This window comes from Nocardia veterana NBRC 100344 (genome assembly GCF_000308855.1).
Taxonomy (GTDB): domain Bacteria; phylum Actinomycetota; class Actinomycetes; order Mycobacteriales; family Mycobacteriaceae; genus Nocardia; species Nocardia veterana.
Genome location: NZ_BAGM01000065.1, coordinates 23904 through 48935, shown reverse-complemented (window position 1 = coordinate 48935; position 25032 = coordinate 23904). Strand labels below are relative to the sequence as shown.

At 70.7% G+C, this 25032-nt stretch carries 31 protein-coding genes and 1 riboswitch; of the genes, 20 read left to right on the top strand and 11 right to left on the bottom strand.

Annotation, left to right across the window (positions count from 1 at the left end; translation table 11 throughout):
- The 3 genes from ON37_RS10850 to ON37_RS10840 are packed head-to-tail and all read right to left on the bottom strand — an operon-like array spanning nucleotide 1 to nucleotide 1633.
- Nucleotides 1-546 carry a histidine phosphatase family protein gene (locus ON37_RS10850; protein WP_040718796.1) on the bottom strand — a complete coding sequence of 182 codons (546 nt, stop codon included), beginning with the start codon at nucleotides 544-546 and terminating at the stop codon, nucleotides 1-3.
- Complete coding sequence (locus tag ON37_RS10845; RefSeq protein ID WP_040718794.1) at nucleotides 543-1397, bottom strand: CbtA family protein; 855 nt, start codon at nucleotides 1395-1397, stop codon at nucleotides 543-545. Before ON37_RS10845 ends, ON37_RS10850 begins: the two co-directional genes overlap by 4 nt.
- 20 nt (nucleotides 1398-1417) lie before the next feature.
- On the bottom strand, nucleotides 1418-1633 hold the full coding sequence (locus ON37_RS10840; RefSeq protein WP_040718793.1) for a CbtB domain-containing protein: 216 nt from the start codon (nucleotides 1631-1633) through the stop codon (nucleotides 1418-1420).
- A gap of 39 nt (nucleotides 1634-1672) precedes the next feature.
- A riboswitch (cobalamin riboswitch) is annotated at nucleotides 1673-1809 on the bottom strand.
- Nucleotides 1810-2076: 267 nt separating this feature from the next.
- Here ON37_RS10840 and ligD point away from each other — a divergent pair.
- Complete coding sequence (ligD, locus tag ON37_RS10835; protein WP_040718792.1) at nucleotides 2077-3021, top strand: non-homologous end-joining DNA ligase; 945 nt, start codon at nucleotides 2077-2079, stop codon at nucleotides 3019-3021.
- 89 nt (nucleotides 3022-3110) lie between these two features.
- Here ligD and ON37_RS10830 read toward each other — a convergent pair whose 3' ends face one another.
- From ON37_RS10830 to ON37_RS10820, 3 genes are all read right to left on the bottom strand, one after another.
- On the bottom strand, nucleotides 3111-3662 hold the full coding sequence (locus ON37_RS10830; protein WP_051031449.1) for a YybH family protein: 552 nt from the start codon (nucleotides 3660-3662) through the stop codon (nucleotides 3111-3113).
- A 173-nt stretch (nucleotides 3663-3835) separates the two neighbouring features.
- Nucleotides 3836-4912 (bottom strand): NAD-dependent epimerase/dehydratase family protein, encoded by a 1077-nt coding sequence (locus tag ON37_RS10825; protein ID WP_040718791.1) that lies wholly within the window; start codon nucleotides 4910-4912, stop codon nucleotides 3836-3838.
- Between the two features lie 4 nt (nucleotides 4913-4916).
- Nucleotides 4917-6290 (bottom strand): cytochrome P450, encoded by a 1374-nt coding sequence (locus ON37_RS10820; protein WP_040718790.1) that lies wholly within the window; start codon nucleotides 6288-6290, stop codon nucleotides 4917-4919.
- A 139-nt stretch (nucleotides 6291-6429) separates the two neighbouring features.
- Here ON37_RS10820 and ON37_RS10815 point away from each other — a divergent pair, with 139 nt between their 5' ends.
- The 6 genes from ON37_RS10815 (at nucleotide 6430) to ON37_RS10785 (ending at nucleotide 11384) form a co-directional block, all read left to right on the top strand.
- Complete coding sequence (locus tag ON37_RS10815) at nucleotides 6430-6780, top strand: hypothetical protein (protein ID WP_040718904.1); 351 nt, start codon at nucleotides 6430-6432, stop codon at nucleotides 6778-6780.
- Between the two features lie 94 nt (nucleotides 6781-6874).
- Nucleotides 6875-7366: a Dps family protein gene (locus ON37_RS10810; RefSeq protein ID WP_040718789.1), complete on the top strand. Its 492-nt coding sequence runs from the start codon at nucleotides 6875-6877 to the stop codon at nucleotides 7364-7366.
- A 766-nt stretch (nucleotides 7367-8132) separates the two neighbouring features.
- Entirely contained in the window at nucleotides 8133-8546 is a 414-nt protein-coding gene (locus ON37_RS10800) for a ChaB family protein (protein WP_040718787.1), read from the top strand.
- Nucleotides 8547-8605: 59 nt separating this feature from the next.
- A complete protein-coding gene (locus tag ON37_RS10795; protein ID WP_051031455.1) occupies nucleotides 8606-9058 on the top strand; it encodes a four-helix bundle copper-binding protein in 453 nt (150 codons plus the stop codon).
- Nucleotides 9055-10548 carry a D-glycero-beta-D-manno-heptose 1-phosphate adenylyltransferase gene (rfaE2, locus tag ON37_RS10790; RefSeq protein ID WP_051031447.1) on the top strand — a complete coding sequence of 498 codons (1494 nt, stop codon included), beginning with the start codon at nucleotides 9055-9057 and terminating at the stop codon, nucleotides 10546-10548. Before ON37_RS10795 ends, rfaE2 begins: the two co-directional genes overlap by 4 nt.
- Entirely contained in the window at nucleotides 10545-11384 is an 840-nt protein-coding gene (locus ON37_RS10785) for a glycosyltransferase family A protein (RefSeq protein ID WP_040718786.1), read from the top strand. Before rfaE2 ends, ON37_RS10785 begins: the two co-directional genes overlap by 4 nt.
- Nucleotides 11385-11399: 15 nt before the next feature.
- Here ON37_RS10785 and ON37_RS10780 read toward each other — a convergent pair whose 3' ends face one another.
- The gene (locus tag ON37_RS10780; protein WP_083892886.1) at nucleotides 11400-12557 is read right to left on the bottom strand and encodes a glycosyltransferase family 9 protein; all 1158 of its coding nucleotides are present in this window, start codon (nucleotides 12555-12557) and stop codon (nucleotides 11400-11402) included.
- Between ON37_RS10780 and ON37_RS32870 the strand changes: the two genes are divergently transcribed.
- The 9 genes from ON37_RS32870 to ON37_RS10740 are packed head-to-tail and all read left to right on the top strand — an operon-like array spanning nucleotide 12541 to nucleotide 20075.
- Entirely contained in the window at nucleotides 12541-12765 is a 225-nt protein-coding gene (locus tag ON37_RS32870) for a hypothetical protein (protein WP_157171413.1), read from the top strand. The two genes, ON37_RS10780 and ON37_RS32870, sit on opposite strands and share 17 nt — an antisense overlap.
- A complete protein-coding gene (locus ON37_RS10775) occupies nucleotides 12762-13976 on the top strand; it encodes a glycosyltransferase (protein WP_040718785.1) in 1215 nt (404 codons plus the stop codon). Before ON37_RS32870 ends, ON37_RS10775 begins: the two co-directional genes overlap by 4 nt.
- An 18-nt stretch (nucleotides 13977-13994) precedes the next feature.
- On the top strand, nucleotides 13995-14696 hold the full coding sequence (locus ON37_RS10770) for an SDR family oxidoreductase (RefSeq protein ID WP_174362094.1): 702 nt from the start codon (nucleotides 13995-13997) through the stop codon (nucleotides 14694-14696).
- Nucleotides 14687-15712: a glycosyltransferase gene (locus ON37_RS10765; RefSeq protein WP_210741896.1), complete on the top strand. Its 1026-nt coding sequence runs from the start codon at nucleotides 14687-14689 to the stop codon at nucleotides 15710-15712. The genes ON37_RS10770 and ON37_RS10765 overlap by 10 nt, the downstream gene beginning before the upstream one ends.
- Nucleotides 15709-17289 (top strand): HAD-IIIA family hydrolase, encoded by a 1581-nt coding sequence (locus ON37_RS34575; protein WP_083892885.1) that lies wholly within the window; start codon nucleotides 15709-15711, stop codon nucleotides 17287-17289. The genes ON37_RS10765 and ON37_RS34575 overlap by 4 nt, the downstream gene beginning before the upstream one ends.
- Nucleotides 17286-17906 (top strand): D-sedoheptulose-7-phosphate isomerase, encoded by a 621-nt coding sequence (locus ON37_RS10755; protein WP_051031446.1) that lies wholly within the window; start codon nucleotides 17286-17288, stop codon nucleotides 17904-17906. The genes ON37_RS34575 and ON37_RS10755 overlap by 4 nt, the downstream gene beginning before the upstream one ends.
- Entirely contained in the window at nucleotides 17903-18901 is a 999-nt protein-coding gene (locus tag ON37_RS10750; protein WP_051031445.1) for a PfkB family carbohydrate kinase, read from the top strand. Before ON37_RS10755 ends, ON37_RS10750 begins: the two co-directional genes overlap by 4 nt.
- Nucleotides 18898-19884 (top strand): glycosyltransferase family 9 protein, encoded by a 987-nt coding sequence (locus ON37_RS10745; protein WP_051031444.1) that lies wholly within the window; start codon nucleotides 18898-18900, stop codon nucleotides 19882-19884. Before ON37_RS10750 ends, ON37_RS10745 begins: the two co-directional genes overlap by 4 nt.
- Before the next feature lie 2 nt (nucleotides 19885-19886).
- Nucleotides 19887-20075: a DUF2795 domain-containing protein gene (locus ON37_RS10740; RefSeq protein ID WP_040718783.1), complete on the top strand. Its 189-nt coding sequence runs from the start codon at nucleotides 19887-19889 to the stop codon at nucleotides 20073-20075.
- 50 nt (nucleotides 20076-20125) lie between these two features.
- Here the strand turns inward: ON37_RS10740 and ON37_RS10735 are convergent, their stop codons facing one another.
- Both ON37_RS10735 and ON37_RS10730 read right to left on the bottom strand, forming a co-directional pair.
- Nucleotides 20126-20845 carry a methyltransferase domain-containing protein gene (locus ON37_RS10735; RefSeq protein ID WP_040718781.1) on the bottom strand — a complete coding sequence of 240 codons (720 nt, stop codon included), beginning with the start codon at nucleotides 20843-20845 and terminating at the stop codon, nucleotides 20126-20128.
- Complete coding sequence (locus tag ON37_RS10730; RefSeq protein ID WP_040718779.1) at nucleotides 20842-21648, bottom strand: SDR family NAD(P)-dependent oxidoreductase; 807 nt, start codon at nucleotides 21646-21648, stop codon at nucleotides 20842-20844. The genes ON37_RS10735 and ON37_RS10730 overlap by 4 nt, the downstream gene beginning before the upstream one ends.
- Nucleotides 21649-21678: 30 nt before the next feature.
- Here ON37_RS10730 and ON37_RS10725 point away from each other — a divergent pair, with 30 nt between their 5' ends.
- The 4 genes from ON37_RS10725 to ON37_RS10710 all read left to right on the top strand — a co-directional run bounded on the left by ON37_RS10725 (nucleotide 21679) and on the right by ON37_RS10710 (nucleotide 24017).
- Entirely contained in the window at nucleotides 21679-22092 is a 414-nt protein-coding gene (locus tag ON37_RS10725) for a DUF6098 family protein (protein WP_040718777.1), read from the top strand.
- 75 nt (nucleotides 22093-22167) lie between these two features.
- Nucleotides 22168-23055: a manganese catalase family protein gene (locus ON37_RS10720; RefSeq protein ID WP_040718775.1), complete on the top strand. Its 888-nt coding sequence runs from the start codon at nucleotides 22168-22170 to the stop codon at nucleotides 23053-23055.
- A gap of 36 nt (nucleotides 23056-23091) precedes the next feature.
- Nucleotides 23092-23676 carry a hemerythrin domain-containing protein gene (locus ON37_RS10715; protein WP_040718773.1) on the top strand — a complete coding sequence of 195 codons (585 nt, stop codon included), beginning with the start codon at nucleotides 23092-23094 and terminating at the stop codon, nucleotides 23674-23676.
- A gap of 119 nt (nucleotides 23677-23795) precedes the next feature.
- Nucleotides 23796-24017 (top strand): DUF6480 family protein, encoded by a 222-nt coding sequence (locus ON37_RS10710; RefSeq protein ID WP_373282005.1) that lies wholly within the window; start codon nucleotides 23796-23798, stop codon nucleotides 24015-24017.
- A gap of 172 nt (nucleotides 24018-24189) precedes the next feature.
- Here the strand turns inward: ON37_RS10710 and ON37_RS32865 are convergent, their stop codons facing one another.
- Together ON37_RS32865 and ON37_RS10700 are read right to left on the bottom strand one after the other, a co-directional pair.
- Nucleotides 24190-24354, bottom strand: a complete 165-nt coding sequence (locus ON37_RS32865) for a hypothetical protein (RefSeq protein ID WP_157171412.1) — start codon at nucleotides 24352-24354, stop codon at nucleotides 24190-24192.
- Between the two features lie 444 nt (nucleotides 24355-24798).
- Nucleotides 24799-25017, bottom strand: a complete 219-nt coding sequence (locus tag ON37_RS10700) for a hypothetical protein (protein ID WP_040718767.1) — start codon at nucleotides 25015-25017, stop codon at nucleotides 24799-24801.
- Nucleotides 25018-25032 lie beyond the last annotated feature (15 nt).

Below are 25032 nucleotides of genomic sequence, written 5' to 3'. Positions count from 1 at the left end.
TCACATCGACGCCGACGGGCGCAGTGTCCAGGTCGAGCCGCGGCCGTGCAGCGTGGTCACGCCGAGGGGCGCAATGTCGATGCGCCAGAACGATTCCGGTGGGGCGGCGAGAGCGACGAGCACGCTCGCGCGGACCACGGCGGGATGGGTGATCGCGAGTATCCGCCGCCCGTCCCGGAGGTGGTCGTCCAGCCACATCCGGACCCGGTGGATCAGATCGATGATCGATTCGCCGCCGTGCTCGCGGTAGCCGGGGTCCGACAGCCACGCCATGAGCTCGGCCGGGGCGAGCGAATCCATGGACCGCCCCGCCCAGCGACCGCAATCGAGGTCGCGCAGTGCGGGTTCGACCGTCACCGGCAGCTCCCACAGCGCCGCGGTCTGCGCCGTCCGCGCCTCCGGGCCGACCAGCGCGAGGTCGGCGCGCGGCGGCGGCGGGGCGGCGGCGGGCCGCTCGATCGGTTCGTCGACCGGGAATCGGGCGGCCCGCATCGCCTCGGTCATCGCATGGCTGATCAGTGCGAGCCGGGTGACGGATCCGCTCATACCGCCGATGCCGGTGCGGCCGTGCGGGATTCGCCCGACCGATCGAACAGCCGCGGCGCCACCGTCGCGAAGCCGAAGCCGATCACGCCCCACAGCAGGAGCTGCGCGGTGAACGCGTAGGCGCGGAAGTAGTACAGGTCGTCGGCCGGGAAGCCCGGATACACGATGTGCCCGGCCGAATCCGTCAGCGGCCGCGGCGTTTCGGTGGCCGCGTCCGCGAGCGCCCGGTTGGTGGCGAGTTCACCGAGTGCGGGCAGCAGTGCCGCGATCGCTGTCACCACGACCACGAAGGCCAGGCCGGCAACCAGGGTTGCGGACCAATTGCCCAGGCGCGCTTGCAGTCTACGGCCCAGCCAGACCGCCGCCAGTGCGGCACCGCCGGCGATGAGCATCACCGCCAACTGCAGCGCCGTGCGTTCCCCGATGGTGTCGGGATTGCCGATCGACGGCGGATTCGCCGGATACTTGGCGAACGGCACCGCATACAGCACGGCGAACATACCGCCGGCCACACACAGTGCGAGGCCGCGCGGGCTCAACCGGCCGACGCGCCCGAGAAACAGGCAGTACACGACGGCGAAGAGCGCACCCATCGCGGCGCCGAAGACGATCGTGCCGAAGCCCATTCCCGCCGTTGCCTGCACCGACCGGCTGAACAGCTCCGGCTCCGCCGTCCCGGACATCGCGTGCCCGGCCGCCGCGGCGATCTGTGCGTGGGCCTCGTCGCGGCCGCTTTCGTACGCGATGGCACGGTCGATGATGGGTTCGGCGAGAATCCGGGCGAAGACGAACGCCGCGAGGCCGCCGAGCGCGCCGAACAGCACGCCCCGGCCGATGATCCGTTTTTCCATTGTGCCGCTTCGTCCCGCGCTCAGTGGCAGGGGAAGCCGAGGAAATGCCGGGCGTCGTGCACGAATTCGTGGACGTGCATATCACTGCCGAAGATCGAGACCGCGCCCTGATCGATACCGACGAAGTAGTAGGCGAGCAGGGCCACGATCGTGGTTCCGGCCAGCCGCAGCGCGGTCGTGGGAATCGAGAGCCGAACCGACTCGGTACCGGATCGGGGGACGTACGACGTAGCCATGGGAGCACTCCTTCGGGGATTACGCGTCCCCGGTAGACGGTGATTACCGCGCGGCCCGAGTATCCGACTCACACCCGAAACCGGGTTCTCACGGTGGCGCGACCGTCCCGGATTCGCACCGGGTTCCTCGAACCGTCGCTCCCAGTACCTTACGAAACGGCTGGTCGAATGGTCAATCGCCGGCCGGCTCGAGCCCGGATGCGCGCCGGTAGCGACCGCCCCGCCGACGCCGCGGCCTCGCAGCAGGCAGCCAGGCGATCCGCGGCGCGGCGCGGACTCTCCGGCCCGGTTGCGCCGTAGCGCGACCGTTCACGGGTAGTAACTGAAAAGTAGCCCAACTGCGGAAAGGTGGGTTCGATGATCGAGCTGGACAGCAACCGCAGCGCCGTCTCCGGCACCGCTCGGTCGCGCCGCGGCGGCGAACCGCACGGATCGGCCCGGCGATGACCGGCCTGCCGCAGTACGCGGCCATGTCGGCGACCGCCGGGCCGTTGCCCGCGGACAGCGGGTCGTGGGCCTACGAGGTCAAATTCGACGGCATCCGGGCGATCGGCTACGTCGAGCAACAGTTGCGCCTGACCTCCCGCAACGGCAACGACATCACCGCCGCCTGGCCGGAACTGGCCGCTCTGGCCCCCGCGCGACCGCCGATCGTCGTCGACGGCGAGATCGTCGCCTTCACCGCCGACGGCCGGACCTCGTTCTCCGCGCTGCAGCCGCGCATGCATCAGCGCAACCCCGCCACGATCCGGGCGTTGACCAAGACGGTGCCGGCCACCTATCTGATCTTCGATCTGCTCCACATCGGCGATCGCCCGCTGATCGATCTGCCGTACCGGCAGCGGCGTGAACTGCTGGAACAACTCGGGCTGCGCGGACCACACTGGCGGATCCCGCCGCGGCTGCCGGGCACCGGCGCCGACGTGCTCGCCGAATCCGCACGGCTCGGGCTCGAGGGCATCGTCTGTAAACGCCTGGACAGCCCGTATCTGCCCGGCCGGCGCAGCCCGCTGTGGACCAAGGTCAAGAATGTCGACGATCAGGAGGTGGTGATCGTGGGCTGGCGGCCCGGCGCCGGTCGCCGCGCGGGCGGCATCGGTGCGCTGCTGCTCGGCGCCCACGACCAGAACGGCAACCTCGTCTACATCGGCAACGTCGGGACCGGCTTCACCCACGCCATGCTCGACGACCTGCAGGCCCGGCTGGGCCCGCTGCGCCGGACCACACCCACGGTCACCGCCCCGGTCAAGGACGCGGTCTGGGTCGAACCCGAACTCGTCGGCGAGGTTTCGTTCACCGAATGGACCGGTGACGGCCGACTGCGCCACCCCTCGTGGCGTGGCCTGCGCATCGACAAGACGCCGGGGGACGTCACCGTACCTTCCTAGCCATCGAATCCCACCCGGCCCGGGTCCCTGATGAAACCGCCGCCACGGGGAGCGGTTACGAGGACGAAGCCGGGCCGGGCCGCAGGCCGCTAACCGGTCGCTGCCGGACGGGAATTCGCCGTTGTCGCGCGCCGGCGGTGCAGGCCGAAGCGGGTGAGCACACCGGAGGCGGCCAGACCGAAAATTGTTCGCCCACCACCACGCGCCGGCGCGTCCTTCGCGGACGCGAACCAGACTTGGCAGTTCGACGGGTTCATCGGAATCGAGATGTGCTCGTGGGTTATCGCCCAGTTGTCGTCCGAGCGTCGCAAACAGACCGTCTCTCGCACCCAGATCGGCAGCTCGATCCCGCCTCGCCGCTTTCCCGAATCCAGATGCAGCATATTCGCGAAGGCCACGTCAGCACCGGCGACGATGGTCAGGTCGTGGGTTTCCAAGCCGATCGGGCCGACGTACCCGTCGAACCATCGAACGAAGTTGCGGCGCACCTCGTCGGCCCCGGTGAACCGCAGCGGCGCGACCGCGTCGTAATAGACGATGTCGGGTGAATAGCACGACATGAGGCGGTCGATGTCCTTCGACCGCTGTGCGTCGGTCCGGTCTTCCAGAAATGCTCTGATCCGCAACTCGTTCGAGGCCACCCTGTCTCCGTTTCACTCGCCGGGCCGACCCGTCGCCGGTCGCCCACTGGTGTGCTTGCGGTGGTCCGACGACGCAGCACCCGCGAATGTGAGGTGTCACCCGAAATCGTCGCTACGCGAGGCGTGATAGGAGGGTTCGGGCGCGGTGGTGGGGCGGGCACGGGTGATGTGCCTCACTGCGATCCCCAGCGGTCATAGGGATCGCTGCCGCCGACGCCGGATGCGAATTCGCGGCCGCGCAGCCGCCCGCCGGCATCTGCCGCCAGTGGAGGGGTATTGCCGCCGGCGCCGGTGCGCATGCCGGTGAGGACCTCGCGGAGCGCGGACAGGGCGTCGACGCGCGGGCTCCAGCCGAGATCCCGGCGGGCGCGGGCGGTGTCCATGATCGGCAACCGCAGCATCGCGTCGAACAATTCGGGCGGGGCGGGCACCAGATGTAGCCGCCACCCGACCGCCAGCGCGGCCCGCACGATGCCGGGCGGCACCGAAACCGTTGGCGCATCGAGTAATTCACCCAGCTTCGAGCGATCGATGACCGGTTCGGCGGCGAGGTTGAACGCGCCGCGGGCGGTCGGATCGAGCACCGCCAGGCTGTAGGCCTCGCCGATGTCGTCGCTGTGCACGGCCTGCAGGCGTAGCCCGGTGGGGACCGGGAGCACCGGAATCAGCCCGGGCCGCAGCAGCGAACCGGGCACCAGCGGTCCGGCGAACAACCGCCGCTGCTGACTCGCCGAGGCCTGCTGGAAGGTGAAGGCCGGCCGCATCCGCACCACCCGCCGATCCGGGTGGTTGCGCTCGAACAGATCCAGCAGCCGTTCCACATAGGCCTTCTCGCGCATGTAGCCGGCCGGCGCCCAGCCCTCGGTCGGCCAGTCCTCGCCGACCGGATCATCGTGCTGCACAGGGGAATACGCACCCACCGAGGAGGCGTAGATCAGCGTCGGAACAGCGGCCTTCGCCACCGCGTCGAAGACCCGCTCACTGCCGCCCACATTGGCCCGCCACGTCTCCAGCGGGCGGTGGGTGGGCTGGAACAGCCACGCCAGATGGATAACGACGTCGGCGCCGCGGAATATCGCGACCAGATCGTCGGAGCGCACATCGGCGCGTACCCACTCCACCCCGTCGACCGGATCACCGGGCAGCCGGCGGGCCAGCCCGACGATCGAGTCGACCTGCGGCCGCCGGGCCAGCGCCGTGAGGACGGCCGTTCCGACGTTACCCGTGGCACCCGCCACCACGATGCGCATGCGATCACCTCCCCGCCGAAGAGGCTTGCGCGACATGCAATTTCCGCGTCCGCGCCGCCAGATCGATGCCGAAGTTGTCGAATGTGATCGGCAGCGGCGCCCCCGGCTCCGGCCGCGGCCGCGAGGTGAGTTCGAGGTCGAGTTCGCTCAGGAGATGCGCGAGCAGGGTGGTGGTGAGGAACAGCACCAGGTCGCGCCCGGGACAGCGGGCCGGACCGGCGCTGAACGGAACCAGTTGCGGATACTGTTCGGCGCGCCCGTCGAGCCAGATCTCGGGTTCGAAGGAGTGCGCGAACGGCAGGGTCTGCGGATCGCGATGGAAGGCGGGGACCGCGATCAGCACCGCCGCACCCGCGCCGACGGTGAATCGGTCGGCGCCGTGCCCCCAGACGGTGTCCGCGGTGGTGTCACGCAGGATCGCCGGCGTGGTCGGCCACAGGCGCACCGATTCCAGGACGCAGGCGCGCAGATACGGTCGCGGCGTGACCAGATCCGGGTCCTGGGCGTCGAGGCGGGCGCGGCGCAACTGCTCCGGATGGGTTGCCAGGACGGCCAGTGTCCGGATCGTGGCCATCCCGGCCGCGTCGAAAGCGAACAGCCAGTGCGGGATCTGGCCCACCGGATCGACCGCACCGCCACTCGGTACGGATGCCAACGCCACGGCCAGAGTGTCGTCCTCGGCGGCGGCGACGTAGTCGTAGAGCTGTTCGTAGAAGCGCTCGCGCAGCCGCCGGTGCGGCCGGGCGAAATAGGACCAGTTCCCGGCCGCGCGCAGCCGCCACAGCCGATCGGTGATCGAATCGTCCACCCGGGCTCGGCGGCCGAGGGTGACGCGCCGGACCAGCCGCCACCATTCGGTGGTGAAACGCCCGGCGTCCAGGTGGCACTGCTGCACGGCGGTGCGGATCTGTTCGCGCGCCTCGTCGGCGACCACCGCGGCGAACGGTTCGGCCAGGTGATGCAGGGGCCGGTCGGTGTCGAGCGCCTGCTCGTTGACCCGGCGCCGTTGTTCGCGGGTCGTCCCGTCGGAGATGAGGACCCCGTGCGGCTGGAAGGTGCGCAGCGCGGCGATCTTCTCGCGATTGGCGGGGTGGAACGGGTTCGGTGCCGCGGCGAGGATATCCGCCACATCGGCCGGATCGGTGGGCACCAGGACCCGGCGGCCCGGCAGGACGAGTTCGACCGGGCCGGAACCGAATTCGGCGCGCAACCGGTGCATGCGGTCGATCGCGCGCCGGTCGGCGCCCGCTCGTTCCAGCAGACCCATCATGGCGCGCCGCCGGGCGATCACCCCCGCCGCGACCGAGGCCAGACCGAGATCGGCCAGCGCCGCCACGACGCGCGGCCCGGTGAGACGGTGGGCAGGTTCGCTGTGCACATCGGCCTCCTTCTTCTCGACGTCCGCCTACCCGGCACATCGGGGTCGAAACGGGCCGCCGTCGGGGGCCGAATATTCGCCGGCCTCCCGGGTAGTGCGACCCGTGACCGCCGGAACGACGCGCAGGGAGGTGGGGACCGTGGTCCGTGAGGTGAGCACGCGATGGAGTGATCCACCCAGTTTCCGGCGAGCGGCCGGCTTCGTGGTCGGCGTGCTGATCGTGGCCGCGGTGGTCGCCGCGGTGGCGCTGGGCTGGGCCGCCTCCCGGGCGCAGTGCGCCGACGCGGACACCGTGGCCTGTGACACCCCCGCCCGGCTGGCGGTGGGATTGGTCCCCGGAATCGTGTTGTTGCTCGGCGGAATCGGGGCCTTCGTGATCACCGTGCGGCAGTGGCGCGGCGGCCGGCCGTGGCCGGTCTGGCAGGGCGCGGGGTGGTTCCTGTTCGCCGTGATGGTCGTCTATCTGGCGATCGCCGGGGGCATCGGATGACGCCGGCCGCTCCGTTTGGCCGGCGCGGCGGCGGGTAGCACGTGCACGCAAGCAGTCGCCGAGACGATGACTGTCAGCGAGGAAGGAGACAATCGTGGCCAAGTCCTCCACGTCCACCGATCCGATCGCGACGGTGCTGGAGCCGGAGCAGCAACGGATCGCCGGGGATGCGCTGTGCGCGACCGTGGTCGATCTGATCGATCTGAGCCTGATCGGCAAGCAGGCGCACTGGAACGTCATCGGACCTCGTTTCCGCACGGTCCACCTGGCCTTGGACGAGCTGGTCGAGACCGCCCGCGGCTTCACCGATGCCGCCGCCGAACGAGCCACCGCGATCGGGGTCAGCCCGGACGGGCGTGCCCGCACGGTGGCCGAGGGGTCGAGCGCGGAGGATTTCCCCGCCGGCTGGCAGCAGGACGGCGATGTGATCGACGCGATCGTCGCGACCCTGGCCGCGGTCGTGCGCCGGCTCCGGGAACGGATCGACGCCTCGGAGAAGGCCGATCCGGTGACTCAGGATCTGCTCATCGACATCGCGGCGCGGCTCGAGCAGCTGCACTGGATGTGGCAGGCCCAAGCGGCCTGATGTCCGCGCCGCGCCGGTGGCTGATCCCCGTGGCCGCCGCGCTGGCGCCGGCCGGATGTGCCGCACCCGGGACGCGGCTGGAGTCTCCCGACGCCGTGGCCGTCGTGCGTATCGGCGCGGCGGTCCGGGCGCCGGTGTCGGCGGCCGCGAGGGCCGGCCTCGAGGTCATCCGGTTGTACGCGACACGACCGGGCGGCAAGTTCGTCGCCCTGGATCTCCGGCGCGACGGTTCGGGCCTCGAACGCCGAGCAGTTCCAGGTCGCTCCGCGCCGAGGAGCGCTCGGTCGTCATCATCTTCGGGCCACAGCTGAGATCGGCGGAGAAGGTCCGCACACGGCGGGTCGCCGCTGACGGAACCGGTTGTGCCACAGCCTGATCAGAGCGCGCTGCCATGATCCGGATAGGGCGGGAAGCGTCGATCGTTCCCTCGGGTACCGGTCGGGCGGACCGAACGAGCCCGCGCAGCGGCAGTCCGCTCCATTCTTCGATTCCGGACGACCCTGCACGCAGGTGTGCGGGGCACCTTGCGTGCGCGGTTCGCCCAGTGCACGGAGATCGTCCAGGGTCACCGTGCACGCCCGTCAGGCCGAGCATCGAGAGCACACCGGCCGCGGTGGTGGTCTTCGGCAGGTCGACGGCGAGGTAGCGGTGCCCGGGCAGCAGCCGAGCGACCGTCGAGCCGGCCGGTGAATACGTGCGCTCCACCCGGGTAGTGCCTCGACAGGGCGGAAAACCGCCGCCCCGGAACCGACGAAGGGACCATACGATGCCCAAGACCACGCGGCGCGGTGACCCGAAACTGTCCGAATTGCCCAGCACCATCCGCAAATCCGATGAACATGCGCAGCGGATCTTCGCGGAAGTGCACGATTCGGCCCTGGCCGAGTATCAGAGCGAACAGCGCGCGCATCGGGTCGCCTACGCGGCGCTCAAGCACAGTTACGAGAAGGTCGGCGACCACTGGGAGCCCAAGGACCACAAGGGCCCGTCGGACGAGCGCGCCCGCCACGGCGGCCCCGATGCGAGCGGTGCGACGGCCTCGGGCGTGAACGCCAATGCCTCCAAACAACATCTGCTCGATATCGCGAAACGGCTGGACATCAGCGGCCGCTCCCGGATGACGAAGCAGGAACTGATCGAGTCGATCGAGCGGACCAACGAGCGCGCCCGCCGGAAGTGACCGACGAACCGACCCGGCCCGGACCGGGCCCCGACCAACGGCGACGATCAGGAGTGGCGATGACACCGGTGATCGAGATGTTGAACACCCATCCGGCCGGACCGAGCGGGCACGCGGCGGTGACCACCGACGAACTGGCGGCCTGCGTCGAGGATTGCGCGGCCTGCGCGCTCACCTGCTCGATGTGCGCGGATGCCTGTCTGGCCGAACCCGAGGTGGCCGAGCTGCGGCAGTGCATCCGTCAGAATGTGGACTGCGCCGACATCTGCTCGGCCACCGCGCGCGTCCTCGCGCGCCGGACCGGATTCGATCCGCTGGTGGCCGCGGCGCTGCTGCAGGCGTGTACGACCGCGTGCGCGGCGTGTGCCGAGGAGTGCGCCTCCCATGCGGCGCACATGGCGCACTGCGAGGTGTGCGCCCAGGCCTGTCACCGCTGCGAACAGAGCTGTCAGGCGGTGCTGGCGAAACTGCAGCCCTCGGTCGGCGCCGGCGCCTGGCGGGCCGACTCGTGAGCCCGCACGAGCAGCCCTCGGTCGCCGAGAGCCTGGTCCCCGATATCGCCGACCGGCTGGCCGGGCGGCATCCGACGGTCGTCGTCCTCGGTGACGCCGTCCTGGACGTCTGGATGTGGGGACGCTCGGATCGGCTGTGCCGGGAAGCGCCGGTCCCCGTCGTCGACGTGCGGTCGACGAGCTACCTGCCCGGCGGCGCCGCCAACACCGCCGCCAATATCGCCGCCCTCGGCGCGCAGGTCCGGCTGGTCTCCCTGGCCGGATCCGACGAACGCGGCGCCCGGCTGCGAGAAGCGTTGCGGCGCAGCCGCGTCGACACCACTCATGTCCGCGCGGCCGCGGCGCCGACGGTGGCGAAATGCCGGGTCGTGGCCGCCGATCAGATCGTGGTCCGATTCGATCAGGACGCGGGGGCGCCGACCGACCCCGGCGATGCCGAGCGGGTGGTCGAGGCGCTGCCGGCGGCGCTCGACGGTGCGGACGCCCTGGTGGTCTGCGACTACGACGGCGTCCTGGGCGAGCGGGTGCGCGAGGCGCTGGCGGCGCGCCGCGGCGAGCTGCCGCTGCTGATCGTGGACACCCACCATCCCGAGCGGTGGGCGTCGCTGCACCCCGATGTGGTCACGCCGAATGCCGAGGAGGCCACGCGGGTGCTGGGGATGCCACCGGCCGAGCCGGGGGAGTCGCGCGCGGACTGGATCGATCGCCATCGGGGACAGCTGTTCGAAGCCACCGGCGCCCGGGCGATCGTGGTGACCCTCGATCGCGACGGTGCGGTCCTGCTGCAGGGCGATCGTCCGATGCACCGCACCTGGGCCGAACCCGTGCCCGACAGTCAATCGCCCGGTGCGGGCGATACGTTCGTGGCGGCACTGACGCTGGCGTTGCTCGGCGGGCTGCCCTCGACGGCTGCGGTGGAGGTCGCGCAGGCCGCCGCCGATGTGGTCGTTCACCGCACCGGCACCTCGATGTGCTCGACCTCCGAACTGCGGGATCGATTGTCGCGCAGCGCCGGTGCGGTGTTGTCGGAGCGGGACCTGGCCACCGTGATCGCTCATCAGCGCGCGGCGGGTAAGCGCATCGTGTTCACCAACGGGTGCTTCGATGTCCTGCACGCCGGGCATATCGCCTATCTGAACGAGGCCAAACGACTCGGGGACGTGCTGGTCGTTGCCGTCAACTCCGATCGCAGCGTGCGCAAACTCAAGGGCCCGGACCGGCCGGTGAACCCCGAACACGAGCGCGCCGCGATGCTGGCGGCGCTGAGCTGCGTGGACCATGTGACGATCTTCGACGACGACACGCCTGCGGCCGTGCTGCGCACCACCCGCCCCGACCTCTACGTCAAGGGCGGCGACTATCGGCCCGAGATGCTGCCGGAGGCGCCGATCGTGGCCGGCTACGGCGGCGAGGTTCGCGTGCTGAGTTATCTGGCCGATCATTCGACCTCCGCGGTCATCGAGCGGATTCGGTCGGGGGCGAGTTCATGACCGAACTCGATGTGCTGATCCCCACCCGCAATCGCCCCGTCGAGCTCGCCACCACGTTGTCCGGCCTGGCGGCCCAGGACTTTCCGGATTTCGACGTGGTGGTGAGCGATCAGTCCGACACCGCCGCGAGCTACGACAACCCGGCCTGTCGCACCTTGCGGCGAGTGCTGACCCGCGCCGGTCACCGTGTGCGAACGGGCAGTCATCGACCGCCCCGCGGAATGGCCGAACATCGCAGTCATCTGCTGGCTCAGTCCCGGGCGCGGTATGTGCTGTTCCTGGACGACGACGTCTGGCTGGAACCGGGCACCCTCACCCGATTACATTCGGCGATAACCGAATTGGGTTGCGGTCTGGTGGGCTGCGCCACGCAGGGGCTGTCCTATCTCGACGATTACCGCCCGCACGAGCTGGCGCCGTTCGAGCGCTGGGACGGCCGCCCCGAACCCGAGCGCATCGTGCGCGGGGATCGGGCCTGGCAGCGGTGGACCCTGCACAACGCGGCCAATCCCACCCATCTCGGCGACGCGGTGGCCACCGCGGACGAGTGGGTGCCCTACAAGGTCGCCTGGATCGGGGGATGTGTGCTGTTCGATCGCCGAATCCTGGTCGCGACCGGCGGATTCGACTTCTGGACCGAACTGCCGCCGCAACACAGCGGTGAGGACGTGCTCGCCCAGCTCCGGGTCATGGCTCGGGCGGGTGGGGCCGGGATTCTGCCCAGCGGCGCGGTACACCTCGAGGCGCCGACCACCGTGCCCGATCGGCCGATCGAGGCCTTCGATCTGGTGCCACCGGATTTCTGGCCGGCCGAGCGGTGCGGCCGCCCGGTCTGACCCGCCGCGGGGCGCTCATCCCCAGCCGAGCAACTCGTCCACCTCCGCGCGCACGTCCCCGACCGGCACGGCGGCGACGAACGAGTCGTCGTGCGGACAGCGCGGCGCGTGCTCGTCGGTGACATCCTGATCGCAGACCGGACAACGCGTGACCCAGGACATGAGGACCCGGTCGTTGCCCCGGCTGAGCGGGCCGGCGCTGATGACGTTGCCGATCCAGAACACCCCGACCGTCGGCGTGCCGAGCGCCCTGGCCAGATGCCGAGGACCGCTGTCGTTGCCGACCAGCACATCGGCGCGGGCCAGCACGCCGCACAGCGTCGACAGATCACTTCCCACGAGGGTACGGAGCGTGCCGAGGTGGGAATCGCCGTTCGACGCGGCCGCGACCCGGGCCTCGATATCGGCGACGAGCCGACGGTCGGCCGCTCCGCCCACCAGGACCACCGTGGCGCCCCGACTCAGACAATGGCGGGCGATCTCGGCGAACCGGGCGGTCGGCCAGCAGCGTCGCGGATCGCTGGCACCCGGATGGACGACCACCACCGGTTCCGGAACCGTACCCAGTGCGGCGGACGCGGCGGCCCGATCCGCCTCGGTGAGCGGCAGCCGCGGTTCCAGCAGGACCGGCGGCGCTCCCGCCAGTCCGGCCACCTCGAGCGCGCGCAGCATTTCGTGCTGGTAGTAGCGGTAGGGCAGATTCCGGTGCAGCGGTGCGGCGCCGGCCGCGCGTGAACCTACCGACAGTCTCGGATTCAGCTGCCGGAGAAAGGGATTGGACCAGGCTCCGCCGCCGTGCACCTGCACGGCGAGGTCGATCGGGGTCGCACGCAGGCGGCGCACGAACTCGGCCTCGTCGGCGTCGGGAGTGCCGGACCATTCGGTATGGGTGGCCGGCAGGACGGCGACCTCGTCGACCGGGCCCGGCCGACCGGCGAGCAATTCGGCGTGGATGGCCGAGCCGAGCAGCACGATCTCGGCCTCCGGATAGGCCGCGGCGAGGGCATACAGGGCGGGCACGGCGAACAGCAGATCGCCGAGCCCGCCGCCGCGCAGGACCGCGATCCGATGAACGCCCGGCAATCGCTCGCCGAGCCGCCCGACCGTGACCGGATCCGGGGTCGCAGCGGCGAACGGGCGCAGGGGTGAGGTCGTCGTGGTGGTGGAAGACATACCGCAGCCGTACCCGAGGTTCGGCGACTCAGTCACGGCAACCGATCGGCGAACGGCCCGCTGCTATTTTTGCTACTTCTTCTCCGCCATGCAGTTTGCCGGGATGGTCTGCGGGCATCACGAGCGCAAACAGGTCCGCGGCGAGGGTGCGATCGCGCCGGCCCGCGCGGCGTCCGCCGAGCGGCAACGCAGATCGGAGGAAGCGTGAAGATTGCGATGGTGTCCGAACATGCCAGCCCGCTCGCCCCGCTGGGCGGAGTCGACGCGGGCGGGCAGAATGTGCACGTCGCCGAGCTCGCCGCCGGCTTGTCCAGGCTAGGCCACGATGTGCGGGTCTATACGCGATGTGACGACGCGGAACTGCCGCCCGAGGTGATCGTGGGAGCGGGCTACCGGGTCGTCCACGTGCCGGCCGGGCCGGCGCGTCACCTGCCCAAGGACGAAATCCTGCCGTATCTCGGCGAGTTCGCCGCCTTCCTGCATCAGCAGTGGGCCGCCGACCTCCCCGATGTGGTGCACGCGCACTTCTGGATGTCCGGGGTCGCGGCCGAGAACGCCGCCCGCGACCTCGAGGTCCCCGTCGTGCTCACTTTCCACGCGCTGGGCACGGTGAAGCGACGGCATCAGGGGCTGGCCGACACCAGCCCGCGCTCGCGCATCGGATTCGAACGGGCGATCGCCGCGCACGCCACCCATATCATCGCCACCTGCTCCGACGAGGTGCACGAACTCGCGAAGATGGGGGTACCGGTGTCGCGCACCTCGGTGGTCCCCTGCGGGGTGGACCTGTCGATGTTCACCCCCGACGGCCCCGCCGAGGAACCCGAGTGCCCGCACCGCATCGTGTCGGTCGGGCGCATGGTGCCGCGCAAGGGTTTCGATACCGCCATCGCGGCCCTGTCCGAGCTGCCCGACACCGAACTCGTCGTCGCGGGCGGCTCCGACTGCGCCGAGGACGAGGCCGAGCAGGACCGGCTCCGGAAGATCGCCGCGAAATACGATGTGTCGCATCGTGTCCGGTTCCGTGGGCCGGTGCCGCGCGCGCAGATGCCGGCGCTGCTGCGTTCGGCCGACGTGGTGGTGTGCACACCCTGGTACGAGCCCTTCGGCATCGTCCCGCTGGAGGCGATGTCGTGCGCCAAACCGGTGGTCGCCACCGCCGTCGGCGGCATGCTCGACACCGTGCTCGACGGGGTGACCGGCCGCCTGGTTCCCTCCGGCGACCCGGCCGCCCTCGCCGGCGTGCTCGCGGGCCTGCTCGCCCAGGAGCGCGAACGACAAACCATGGGGGAGGCCGGATTACAGCGCGCTCGCAGCCGCTACTCGTGGGATCGGGTCTCCAGAGACACCTCGGCCGCCTACCGGCGCGCCACCGCCACCGCGGGCGCCGGCGGCGGTATCGCCTCGTCCGCCCGCTGACACAGGAGGAATTCGCGCATGAGCCAATCGATTCGGCCGCTCGGCACCGTCGTCGTCACCGGTGGCGCATCCGGTCTGGGCGCGGCCACGGTCGCCGCCGTCCGCGCCGCCGGCGGGACCCCGCTGGTGATCGATCGCAACGAGCCGGAGGCCGGCATCGCCTGGGAACGTGCCGATCTCGCCGATTCCGCGGCCGCCGAACAGGCGACCCGAGCGTTGATCGAACGGGCCGGTGGCCGCATCGACGGGGTGTTCACCGCGGCCGGCACCGATGCCTGCGGGCCGCTCGAGAAGGTCGACACGGCCGCGTGGGAACAGGTCGTGCGGGTGAATCTGCTCGGCACCGCCGCGGTGATTCGCGCGGCCCTGCCCGCGCTGCGCGCGAGCCACGGCACCGTCGTCACCTGCGCCTCCACCCTCGGGGTGCGGGCGCTGCCGGATGCGACGGCGTATTGTGCCTCGAAGTTCGGCGTCGTCGGCTTCACCCGGGCGTTGGCCGCCGAAACCGCCGGCGAGGTGGATGTCACGCTGCTGATTCCGGGTGGTATGGACACCCATTTCTTCGACGGGCGTCCCGAACAATATGCGCCGGGCCCCGATGTGCGCCTGGAGAATCCCGAGAACGTCGCCGAGGCCGTCGTTTTCGCGCTGACCCGGCCCGCCGGTTCGCCGGTGCGGGAAATGCTGGTCTGCGCGGCGACCGAATCGTCATGGCCGTGAATCCCGGCGCCGCAACCGATTCCGGTCCGCTGCGGGTGCTGGTGTGGCACGTGCACGGGTCCTGGATGACCTCGTTCGTCCACGGCCGCCATCGCTATCTCGTGCCCAGCGACGCCGACCGCGGCCAGTGGGCGCTCGGGCGCTGCGGACGCCCGTGGCCGGACAATGCCGTCGAGGTCGCCCCGGCCCGGCTGGCCGACGAACCGGTCGACGTCGTCGTGTTGCAGCGCCCCGAGGAATTCGAACTCGTACGGGACTGGCTGGGCCGGGTGCCCGGCCGGGAGATCCCGGTGATCTACGTCGAGCACAACACACCGCGCGACCACGCCGCCACCAGCCGGCACCCGATGGCCGACCGCAGCGACGTGACCCTGGTGCACGTCACCTCGTTCAACCGTTTGATGTGGGACAACGGTCGCTGCCGGGCGACGGTGATCCCGCACGGCGTGGTCGACCCCGGCTACCGCTACACCGGCGAACTCGAACGGGGCGTCTCCATCATCAACGAGCCGGTGCGACGGTGGCGGATCACCGGCACCGACCTGCTGGGACACCTGTCGAAGGTCGTCCCGATCGACGTGTTCGGCATCGACACCGGCGAACTGCACAAATGGGAGCACTGCCCGGAAACCCAGGTCTACGGCGCGGGCGACGTCGATCAGGAGCGGCTGCACACCGAGGTCGGGCGCCGCCGGGTCTTCGTGCACACCGCGCGCTGGACCTCGCTGGGACTGTCACTGCTCGAGGCGATGCACGTGGGGATGCCGATCGTGGCGGTGGGCGCGACCGAGGCGCCGTGGGCGGTGCCCGAACAGGCCGGCGTGGTCTCCACCGACCCCGCCGTGCTGTGCGAGGCCATCCAGCGGTTCGTCGCCGACCCCGATCTCGCCCGCAAGACCGGCGCCGCGGCACGAGACTGGGCGACAACACATTTCGGCCTCGACGCCTTCACCCAGCGATGGGACCGGCTGCTGGCCGAGACGGTCGCCGAATTCCGGGCGGGGAGGCGGGTATGAGCGGTCACGTCCTGGTGGCCCGCCTCGACAGCGCGGGTGACGTTCTGGTGACCGGTCCGGCCGTGCGCGCGATCGCGGCCCGCGCCGAACGGGTGACATTCCTGGCCGGACCGCGCGGACGGGCGGCGGCGCAGCTGCTGCCCGGGGTGTCCCAGGTGCTCGAATTCCACGCCGGCTGGGTCGATTTCGACGCGCCGCCGGTGAACGCGGACACCATCACCGAATTGGTGAAGCTCATCGACGCGCAGCAACCGGACGAGGCGATCATCTTCACCTCGTTCCATCAGTCCCCGCTGCCGCTGGCCCTGGTCCTGCGAATGGCCGGGGTACCCCGCATCTGCGCCATCAGCCCGGACTATCCGGGTTCGCTGCTGGACGTGCGGCATCGGGTGGACGACGACCTGCCCGAACCGGTGCGGGCCCTGTCCCTGGCCGCGGCTGCGGGATATCCCTCGCGTGGGCACCGGCTGCGGGTGAGCCCCGATCTTCCCGACGTCGGCGAGCTGACCGGGGCACCGGGGTACATCGTGCTGCATCCCGGCGCGGCCGTGCCGGCCCGCCGGATGTCGGCGCAGCGCTCCCGGGAGGTGGCGGCCGCGTTGGACGCCGCCGGCTATCGGGTGGTGGTGACCGGCGGACCGGACGAGCGGGAACTGACCGCCTTCGTGGCGGCCGACCACGCACACGACCTCGGTGGCGCCACCGATCTGCCGCAGCTGGCGGCGGTCCTGCGTGGTGCGGATGTGGTCGTCGCGCCCAATACCGGCGCGGCGCATCTGGCGGCGGCCGTCGCCACCCCGGTGGTGTCGCTGTTCGCCCCTGTCGTGCCGGCCCGGCGATGGGCGCCGCACGGCGTGCCGACCGTCGTCCTGGGCGATCGGTCCGCGGCCTGCGCGGGCAGCCGAGCGCGGGAATGCCCGGTGCCCGGCCACCCCTGCCTCAACGGCATCACCGACGCCGAGATCATCGACGCGGTGGCGCATCTGCGGGGCGAGCGGTCCCGCGCCGACCGGCGGCGGGGCGCGCGTACCGGACCGCCCGCGGTGCTGTTCGATCGCGACGACACCCTCATCACGGATGTGCCGTACCTGTCGGATCCGCGGCTGGTGCGGCCCGTGTCGGGTGCGGCCGCACAACTGGACCGGCTGCGCCGCGCCGGTGTGCGCGTCGGTGTGGTGAGCAATCAATCCGGCGTGGGCACGGGTGCGATCACACCGGATCAATTGGCGGCGGTCAACGCCCGGGTGGAGGAACTGCTGGGCCCGTTCGACACCTGGCAGATCTGCCCGCACCGCCGCGACGAAGGCTGCCGATGCCGCAAACCCCAACCGGGACTGGTCTTTTCGGCCGCCGAGGCATTGGGGACCACGCCCGATCGCTGCGTGGTGATCGGTGATATCGGCAGCGATGTCGAGGCGGCCACCGCCGCCGGCGCCAAGGCGGTACTGGTGCCGACCGCGCGGACGCGGCCCTCGGAGATCGCCTTCGCCGCCGTCGTCGCCCATGTCGCGCCCGATTTGCAGAGCGCAGTGTCCCTGGCTCTGGCCGAAGTCGACGGGAAGGACATACCGCCATGAGCGCCCCGCACAACGAATATCGACGCCACGACGTCGCGACGATCGGCGCCGAGCTGGAGCAGCATTTCGAGGTGCTCGGCACGGCGCTGCGCAAGAACCTGAAGCCCTCGGTCGCCCACATCTGGGAATGGGGGGAGCGCCTGGCTCGCGTCTATCGCGACGGTGGCCGGCTGTTCGCGTGCGGTAACGGCGGCAGCGCGGCCGAGGCGCAGCATCTGACCGCCGAACTGACCGGCCGCTTCCGCGAGGAACGGCGTCCGCTGTCGGCGGTGTCGTTGCACGCCGACACCTCCAGCGTGACCGCGATCGCCAACGACTACGGATTCGACGAGATGTTCGCCCGGCAGCTGCGGGCGCACGGCCGGCCGGGCGATGTGCTGGTCGCCCTGTCCACCAGTGGCAGCAGCGGCAACGTGGTCGCCGCCGCGAAGGCCGCCTCGGAGATCGGGTTGGTCAGCTGGGCGCTGACCGGGCCCGCGCCCAATCCGCTGGCCGCACTGTGCGACGACGCGGTGACGGTGGAGGCGGAATCGACGGCGACCGTGCAGGAGATGCATCTGGTGCTGGTGCACGCGCTGTGCACAGCCCTGGACACCGCGCTGCGGGAGGCCTCATGACCGGGCCACTGGTCGTCGTCGGTGACGTCCTGCTCGACAGCGATGTCGCCGGCCGGGCCGACCGGCGCAGCCCCGATGCCGGTGTGCCGGTCGTCGACGTGGACACCCGGGTCTGGCGACCCGGTGGCGCCGGGCTGGCCGCACTGCTGGCCGCCCGCGACACCACCGAGGTCGTGCTCGTCGGCGGATTCGCCGACGACGACGCGGGCCGGCGGTTGCGTCGGCTGCTCGCGGGCCGGGTGCGGGTGGCGGCGCTGCCGCTGCGCGGAAGTACGGTGTGCAAGCAGCGCGTTCGGGCGGTGGGGCGGTGTGTGCCGCCGGTCGGCGACGGCGCCCAGTCCGGCCCGGTCTCCCTGCTGCGGATCGACTCCGGTGACGGCCGGGTCGGCCCGGACCCGCTACCCGACGGACTCGAAGCCGTATTCGACTCCGCGAGTGCGATTCTCGTGGCGGACTACGGTCGCGGCGCGGCCGCCCATCCGGAGATCCGGGAATGGCTGACTTTGCGCGGCAGCGACGTCCCGCTGGTCTGGGATCCGCATCCACGCGGTCCGGAGCCGGTGCCCGGCGCCACCGTCGTCACCCCGAATCGCGACGAGGCGGCCGGATGGGTGAGCGGCGGTGGCGATTTCGGCGACCGGGCTCGTGAGCTCGCCCGCCGGTGGTCGGCCCGGGCGGTCGCGGTGACCCTGGGCGCCGAGGGGGCGGTGCTGTATCGCAGTGACGCCAAAATCAGTGTGCCGGTGCCGATTCCGTCGCAGCTGCGCTGTGGCGCCGGGTACGACGTGTGCGGCGCGGGCGACCGGTTCGCGGCGGCGGCCGCCACGGCACTCGGCGCGGGCGAGCCGATCGCCGCCGCGATCCGATTCGCGGTCGACTCCGCCGCGCGCTTCGTTCGCTCGGGCGCGGCCTCGGCCCTGGCGGTCCCGCCGGTGCGCTCGGAACACGGTGCGGCCGAGCCTGATACCGGCCGGGCCGCGCTGCTGTCGCCGTGACCGTCCTGGTGCTGCGTGCGCTGGGACTGGGTGATCTGCTCACCGCGGTCCCGGCGCTGCGGGCGGTGCGGGCGGCCCGGCCGGGGGAGTCGTTGGTACTGGCTGCGCCGGACTGGCTGCGGCCGATCGTCGACCTCGTCGGTGGAGTCGACCGCCTGCTGCCGACCGCGGGTCTGGGCGCGCTGCGCTGGGACGGCGAGCCACCCGACCTGGCGATCAATCTGCACGGCAGCGGGCCACAGAGCATCGCCGACCTGATCGCGACGCGGCCGCGACGGCTCCTGACCCATCGCCATCCGGCCTTCCCCGCCATCGACGGCCCGGCGTGGCAACCGGACACGCACGAGGTCGTCCGGTGGTGCCGACTGCTCGGATCGGCCGCAATCGCGGCGGACCCCACCGCTCTCGGCATTCGCCCGCCCGGCACCGACGCGGCCGCGACCGGCCATATCGTCGTACACGCGGGCGGGAGTTCGCCGGCGCGGCGGTGGCCCGCCGAGCGCTTCGCGATCGTCGCGGCTCGGCTCCGGCGCGCCGGATATCGGATCGTCCTCACCGGTGACGCCGGCGAGGTGGAAACCGCCACCGCTGTCGCCGACGCCGCGGGCCTGAGCCCGGATTCGGTGCTCGCGGGCCGCCAGTCGTTGACCGAGCTGACCGGTACGGTGGCCCGGGCCGCGTTGTTGATCAGCGGTGACACCGGTATCGGACATCTGGCAACCGCGGTGGGCACCCCGTCGGTGCTGATCTTCGGGCCCAATCCCCCCGCCTGGTGGGGGCCACCGCGCGATCCGGCTCATATCGCGCTGTGGGCCGGCCGGATCGGCGATCCGCACGCCCCCCGCCCCGATCCGGGGCTGTTGCTGATCGAACCCGACCAGGTGCTCGCCGCCGCGGCGCGGCAACTGCGTTGTTTCGGCTCCCGCCGGGGTGGTACTGCCCCCACGTCCCACTGGCGAACGACAACGCTCGGAAAGGAATAACGATGGGTCAGAAGGTCAATCCGATCCAGATCCAGAAGTATCTGTCCGGCGTGGACTATCCCTGCGACCGGGACGAGATCGTGGCGGCGGCCAGGAGCAACGGCGCCGGCGACGACGTGATCAGCGCTCTGGAGGACATGCCGGACCGCACGTTCAACGGACCCAACGCGGTCAGCGAAGCAATGTCCTGATCCGACGTCGGCCCGGCCGGTCCCACGCGGACCGGCCGGGCCGGCCGGTGTCAGTCGAAGAATCGCGCCATGTGTTCGGGGGTCGGCGCCTCGGCGCCGGGCTCGACCCGGCGCAGATCCGCGAAGACACCGGCCCCGTCGCAGCCGGCGTGCAGCGGAAACCAGTTCCGTCCGGCCGTGTTCCGGGCGCAGATGCCTTTGAAGGTCTGAACATCGAGCAAGCGCAGGTGCGTCGGGTCGGCCACCGCATTCACATACCGCCACCACGGCGAGAGGATGTGCAGGATGCCGCCCGGCCGCAGCACCCGATGGCAGTCGTCGACCAGCGGCAGGAAATCGGCCAGGTGTTCGAGTACGTGCACGGCGAAGATCCGGTCGAAGCTGTTGTCCGCGAACGGAATCCCGCCCTGGAGGTCGGCCACCACGTCGACGGCCGGTCCCGGAGCCAGATCCACCCCCACATTCTCCGGATACTGTTTGGTGGCCCCGCACCCGAGGTCGAGCAGGCGCGGCGCCCGGCCGCCGACCCGCACCCGATCCCAGACCGCGAACACTCCCGCGAGCCGCCCGATCAGTTCCCGAGCCAGCATGAGCTGCCGCTCCTGGTCCACCGCGCCGGTGAGATGGGCGACGCCGCCGTCGAAATCGACGTCGATCTCGGTCCCGGCGAGACGGGCGTCGTGGCACAGCAATTCGCGCGCCGCGGCGCGCAGATGCGCATCGTGCAGCCGTAACCGGCGCTCGGAAATCTCCACCACCGGCGCTGTCATCGGGCCCCCGCCGGCCGGGACCGCAGCGGCGCCGAGATCAGCTGCCCCGCTTTCGCCTTCACCGCATCCGGCACCACCCGGCTGACCAGGCCCATCACCTTGATCGGCAGTGAGGCCGCGACCACCTGCTGCCGGCCGGCCAGCAGGGCGTCGACGCCTTGCCGCGCGACATCGGCCGGATCGTCCTTGGGCATCCGGCCGATCCGGGTGTCGAGCATCTTCGCGCGCCGGAAGAAGTCGGTGTCGGTGGGGCCGGGCAGCAACGCGGTCACGGTGATGCCCTTGTCGCGCAGTTCTTCTCGCAGCGCTTCGGCGAACGACTGCACGAACGATTTCGAGGCGTGATACACCGCCTGCTCCGGGCCCGGCAGCATCGCCGCGATCGACGAGGTGAACAGCAATCGGCCCGATCCGCGCGCGGCCATGCCGGCGACGACGAGTTTCGCCAGCCGCACCGTGGACCGGACGTTGAGGTCGATGACATCGAGTTCGTCGTCGAGATCGGTGGTCAGGAATTCACCCCCGCGACCGACCCCGGCGTTCAGCGCCACCGCGTCGAGTGCCCGGCCGTCCTCGGTCGCCGCGGCGTACAGGCGCTGCGGCCCGGTATCGGTCCGCAGATCGACCCGCACCGTGCGCACCTCGGCCCGCGATGCGCGCAGCGAGGCGGCGGCCACCTCGACGGCGGCGTCCTCCGCGGTGATCACCAGGTCGTAGCCGCGCCGGGCGAATTGGTCGGCGAGTTCGAATCCGATCCCGCTCGACGCCCCGGTCACCAGGGCGAGTGGTCGTTGCTCGGTCATAATTCCCGCCTACCCGGGTATCGCCTTCCCATGCCTGTGCCGACCGTGCGAACGCTGGACGAACTCACCGAACTCGTCCTGAGCCGCCCGGTGTATCTGCGCTTCTCGACCGGACCGGCGGCCGATGCGGAGGGACCGAGTCTCGACTACGAGTCGGGTGTGGCGCTGCCCGGGCTGTCGGTGACGACGCCGGCGCCGGAGCCGTGGTGGCCGGGACCGGCGCGGGAGTGGGTGGCTCGCCGATTGTGCAAGTACGCCGAACTCGGCGCGGTGGACGGCCGCTTTCCGTGGCTGCTCACCGGTACCGAAGTAGGTCGGGGACCCGATCACGAGCCGATCGTGACGCAGGTCGAGCCCGTCGCGATCGTGGGCGAGGAGGTGCTCGCCGAGGCGCAGCGGGTCTATCGCGAGCGGTTCGTCGTCGGGCGCGACTCGCGGGGCTGACCGTCGTCGTTTGCGGAGGTGCGGTGGGGGTAGCCGCCGCACATCCGTGTCCCGACGACATGATTCGAGGGATTCATGTTCACTCACAACAAGGAACTTCAGTTCGAGGTTCGAGTCGATCGCCCCGATCCCCGGTTCGCCACCCTGCTGCAGGAACAATTCGGCGGCGCGAACGGTGAATTGAAGGCGGCGATGCAGTACTTCAGTCAGGCGTTCGTGCTGCGGCGCAAACACCCCAAGACCTACGACCTGTTCATGGACATCGCGACCGAGGAATTCAGCCACCTCGAAATCGTGGGGTCGATGATCACCATGCTGCTCGACGGCCTGAACGACGATCTGAAGCAGGCCAACGAGCGTTGTGACTGGATGCCGGTGGTCTCCCGATCGGACGGCCGGGAGGCCGCGATTCACCAGGTGGCGGCCGACCCGCTGTTCTTCGCCCTGCGCGGCGGCGGCCCCGACGTGGGTAATTCGGCGGGGGTGCCGTGGTCGGGGGCCTACGTGAATTCCAACGGCGAGCCGTCGGTGGATCTGCGCAGCAATCTCGCCGCCGAGACGCGCGCGAAGATCGTCTACGAATATCTGAAGCAGTTCACCGACGATCCCGGCGTACAGGACACCCTGACCTTCCTGATGACGCGCGAGGTGGCGCATTTCCAGCAGTTCACCGCGGCGCTCAACGAATTGCCGGTGAATTTCCCGCCCGGAGCGCTGCCCGGTGACGATCGGTTCCAGAACCTGGCGTTCAACATGTCCGACGGCGATTCCAGCCGCGGGCCGTGGAACGAGGGTCAGGGGCCGTGGCCGCAGGGAATGAGCTGGGATTACGTGGCGGATCCGGCATCGGACTGGCTGGGCAGCGGCAAATCTCGCAACAAGGGCGCGGATTCCAACCCGCAGGGCCAACCCGCTGTCGACGGAACCAAGCCGTTCACCCACGAACAGCACATCCCCGGCTGACCGGGGTATCACGTCCGGCGTGTGAAGGAGGCAGAGATGGACGCGATTACCTTTCTGCGCAACGATCACGAAAGCGTGCTGGGCATGCTCGAATCGTTGGAACGCGGCCGTGGCACCGGCGACGCCGAGCTGCGGACGCGCAAGGATCTGGTCACGAGTCTGGTGATGGCGGAATCCCAGCACGAGGCGATCGAGGAGCAGTTCTTCTGGCCGACCGTGCGCCGGGTGCTACCCGACGGCGACGACCTCGCCGACCGCGCTGTCTCCCAGGAGGATTCGGCCAAGGAACTGCTGCAGCAGATGGAGGAATCGGGCGCGGGTAGCCCGGAATTCGAACTCGCGCTGGACCGGTTCATCCCGGCCGCTCGGGCGCATATCGAATTCGAGCAGTCCCAGGTGTGGCCGCGGCTGCAGTCGGCGCAGAGCTCCGACGAGCTCGAGCGCCTGGGCGCGAAGATGCAGGCGGCCAAGAAGTTCGCCCCCACGCGCCCGCATCCGGACACTCCGTCCGCGCCCGCGGCGCTGAAGTCGGCCGGCCTGCTGGCGGCGCTTGTGGACAAGGCCCGCGATTTCGTCACCGGCCGGCGTGCCCAGCAGCCCCCGACGCCGCCGCCTACCTGACGGCCCAGAGACCCCGCCCGGCCCGCGATTGACCGTGGGCCGGGCGGGTATGGGCTGGAGTACGAGCGACCGATCAGCAGGGGCGGTGGGCGCCCCGGATGGGACGAGTTATGTCTGCGATGGATCCTGATCCGGCCAGGACTCCCGACCTCGAGTCCGGCGGGGGAGTGGCGCCGGGTGCCACGCCGCCGGAAACCGCTCAGACGTCGGGACTGTCCGCTCCCGAACCGAGTACTCGACACCACTTTCCGGCCAGCGGGATCACGGTGATCATCGCGGTAGCCGCGGTCGTGATCGTCTTCCTCGTTGTCGCCGTGGCGCTGATCGTGTCATTGGCCTGACTCGACGGTTCGACAACTCGCCGGTTCGACAACTCGGAACGCACTCGTTCGCCCCGGGATCGGCCTCGGGGCGAAACATTGTCCCGCTCAGCCGGATTCACCGTTTCCGCGGGGACCGGGGCGGGTACCCCCTGATATCGCTCAGCTGCGGTCGGCAGGAGGTCACGAGATGTCAACCCCGCAACAGCAATCCACCCCGCGGCCCCGCGCCGCCGCCCTGGTCCTGCCGGCCGTGGACGCCCATCGCGGCCATCGGGTCGTCGAGTTGCCGGGATCGGGGCGGTGTGGCAGCGCCTTCGCGCCTCGCGAACGGGTACGCCGCGCGTACGGGATTCATCGGCCGGCACATCCGTCTCCGCCGAGCTCGAGTGGAATCACCCCGCGGAAAATCTTCTGGCACAACGTTCTCGGCGTACTCGGCCGGCACCGGCCCTGACGCGCCGATACCGGCCGTCTGCGACCGGGGGCGCAGTGCGCGCCCACCGCCTCGACCAGATGGACAACCCGGCCGTCGGGCCTCGCTCCCGCTCGCCGCACGCCGTTGTGCTCGTCGGGTATTCGTCGCCGTTGACGAATCTCGGCCGCCGTTCGGATTGTTCCCGGTATAGAAGAAGTACCCCAGGTTCTCGTCGGTAACCGTCCCCGCCCGGTCTCTTCGCGACAAGCCTGTGGGCGCCGACGTCAACCGACAACGGCTGGGGCTCAAGGATTTACGGACCGCAGACACCGAGAGCACTCGGGTGGCGGTCCCGGGCGAGCGCCCGGTCGCGGCGCCGGCGGGTCAGCGCTGATCATCGTCCGAGGCGGCGTCGCGGGGCTGCTCGACGGTCGGGGGTCCGGCCGGTCCCGATGTCGCGATGGCCGGATCGTCGTCGGCGGGCGGCTCCGGGTCGCGCCATTCCTCGGCCCGGCTGGAGCGGTTTCCGTGCAGAGTGCCCTGCAATTCGTGGCGTAACTGATCGTCGTGCCGGGCACCGTGTTTGGCATTGCCGCGGTCCATGTCGATCTCCTTCCT

Excerpts from the sequence above, each read along its gene's own strand:
- ON37_RS10850 (WP_040718796.1), bottom strand. The coding sequence starts at position 546 with ATGAGCGGATCCGTCACCCGGCTCGCACTGATCAGCCATGCGATGACC.
- ON37_RS10845 (WP_040718794.1), bottom strand. The coding sequence starts at position 1,397 with ATGGAAAAACGGATCATCGGCCGGGGCGTGCTGTTCGGCGCGCTCGGC.
- ON37_RS10840 (WP_040718793.1), bottom strand. The coding sequence starts at position 1,633 with ATGGCTACGTCGTACGTCCCCCGATCCGGTACCGAGTCGGTTCGGCTC.
- ligD (WP_040718792.1), top strand. The coding sequence starts at position 2,077 with ATGACCGGCCTGCCGCAGTACGCGGCCATGTCGGCGACCGCCGGGCCG.
- ON37_RS10825 (WP_040718791.1), bottom strand. The coding sequence starts at position 4,912 with ATGCGCATCGTGGTGGCGGGTGCCACGGGTAACGTCGGAACGGCCGTC.
- ON37_RS10800 (WP_040718787.1), top strand. The coding sequence starts at position 8,133 with ATGCCCAAGACCACGCGGCGCGGTGACCCGAAACTGTCCGAATTGCCC.
- ON37_RS10795 (WP_051031455.1), top strand. The coding sequence starts at position 8,606 with ATGACACCGGTGATCGAGATGTTGAACACCCATCCGGCCGGACCGAGC.
- ON37_RS10785 (WP_040718786.1), top strand. The coding sequence starts at position 10,545 with ATGACCGAACTCGATGTGCTGATCCCCACCCGCAATCGCCCCGTCGAG.
- ON37_RS10780 (WP_083892886.1), bottom strand. The coding sequence starts at position 12,557 with ATGTCTTCCACCACCACGACGACCTCACCCCTGCGCCCGTTCGCCGCT.
- ON37_RS10770 (WP_174362094.1), top strand. The coding sequence starts at position 13,995 with ATGAGCCAATCGATTCGGCCGCTCGGCACCGTCGTCGTCACCGGTGGC.
- ON37_RS10765 (WP_210741896.1), top strand. The coding sequence starts at position 14,687 with ATGGCCGTGAATCCCGGCGCCGCAACCGATTCCGGTCCGCTGCGGGTG.
- ON37_RS34575 (WP_083892885.1), top strand. The coding sequence starts at position 15,709 with ATGAGCGGTCACGTCCTGGTGGCCCGCCTCGACAGCGCGGGTGACGTT.
- ON37_RS10755 (WP_051031446.1), top strand. The coding sequence starts at position 17,286 with ATGAGCGCCCCGCACAACGAATATCGACGCCACGACGTCGCGACGATC.
- ON37_RS10750 (WP_051031445.1), top strand. The coding sequence starts at position 17,903 with ATGACCGGGCCACTGGTCGTCGTCGGTGACGTCCTGCTCGACAGCGAT.
- ON37_RS10740 (WP_040718783.1), top strand. The coding sequence starts at position 19,887 with ATGGGTCAGAAGGTCAATCCGATCCAGATCCAGAAGTATCTGTCCGGC.
- ON37_RS10735 (WP_040718781.1), bottom strand. The coding sequence starts at position 20,845 with ATGACAGCGCCGGTGGTGGAGATTTCCGAGCGCCGGTTACGGCTGCAC.
- ON37_RS10730 (WP_040718779.1), bottom strand. The coding sequence starts at position 21,648 with ATGACCGAGCAACGACCACTCGCCCTGGTGACCGGGGCGTCGAGCGGG.
- ON37_RS10725 (WP_040718777.1), top strand. The coding sequence starts at position 21,679 with ATGCCTGTGCCGACCGTGCGAACGCTGGACGAACTCACCGAACTCGTC.
- ON37_RS10720 (WP_040718775.1), top strand. The coding sequence starts at position 22,168 with ATGTTCACTCACAACAAGGAACTTCAGTTCGAGGTTCGAGTCGATCGC.
- ON37_RS10715 (WP_040718773.1), top strand. The coding sequence starts at position 23,092 with ATGGACGCGATTACCTTTCTGCGCAACGATCACGAAAGCGTGCTGGGC.
- ON37_RS10710 (WP_373282005.1), top strand. The coding sequence starts at position 23,796 with ATGGATCCTGATCCGGCCAGGACTCCCGACCTCGAGTCCGGCGGGGGA.
- ON37_RS32865 (WP_157171412.1), bottom strand. The coding sequence starts at position 24,354 with ATGAATCCCGTACGCGCGGCGTACCCGTTCGCGAGGCGCGAAGGCGCT.
- ON37_RS10700 (WP_040718767.1), bottom strand. The coding sequence starts at position 25,017 with ATGGACCGCGGCAATGCCAAACACGGTGCCCGGCACGACGATCAGTTA.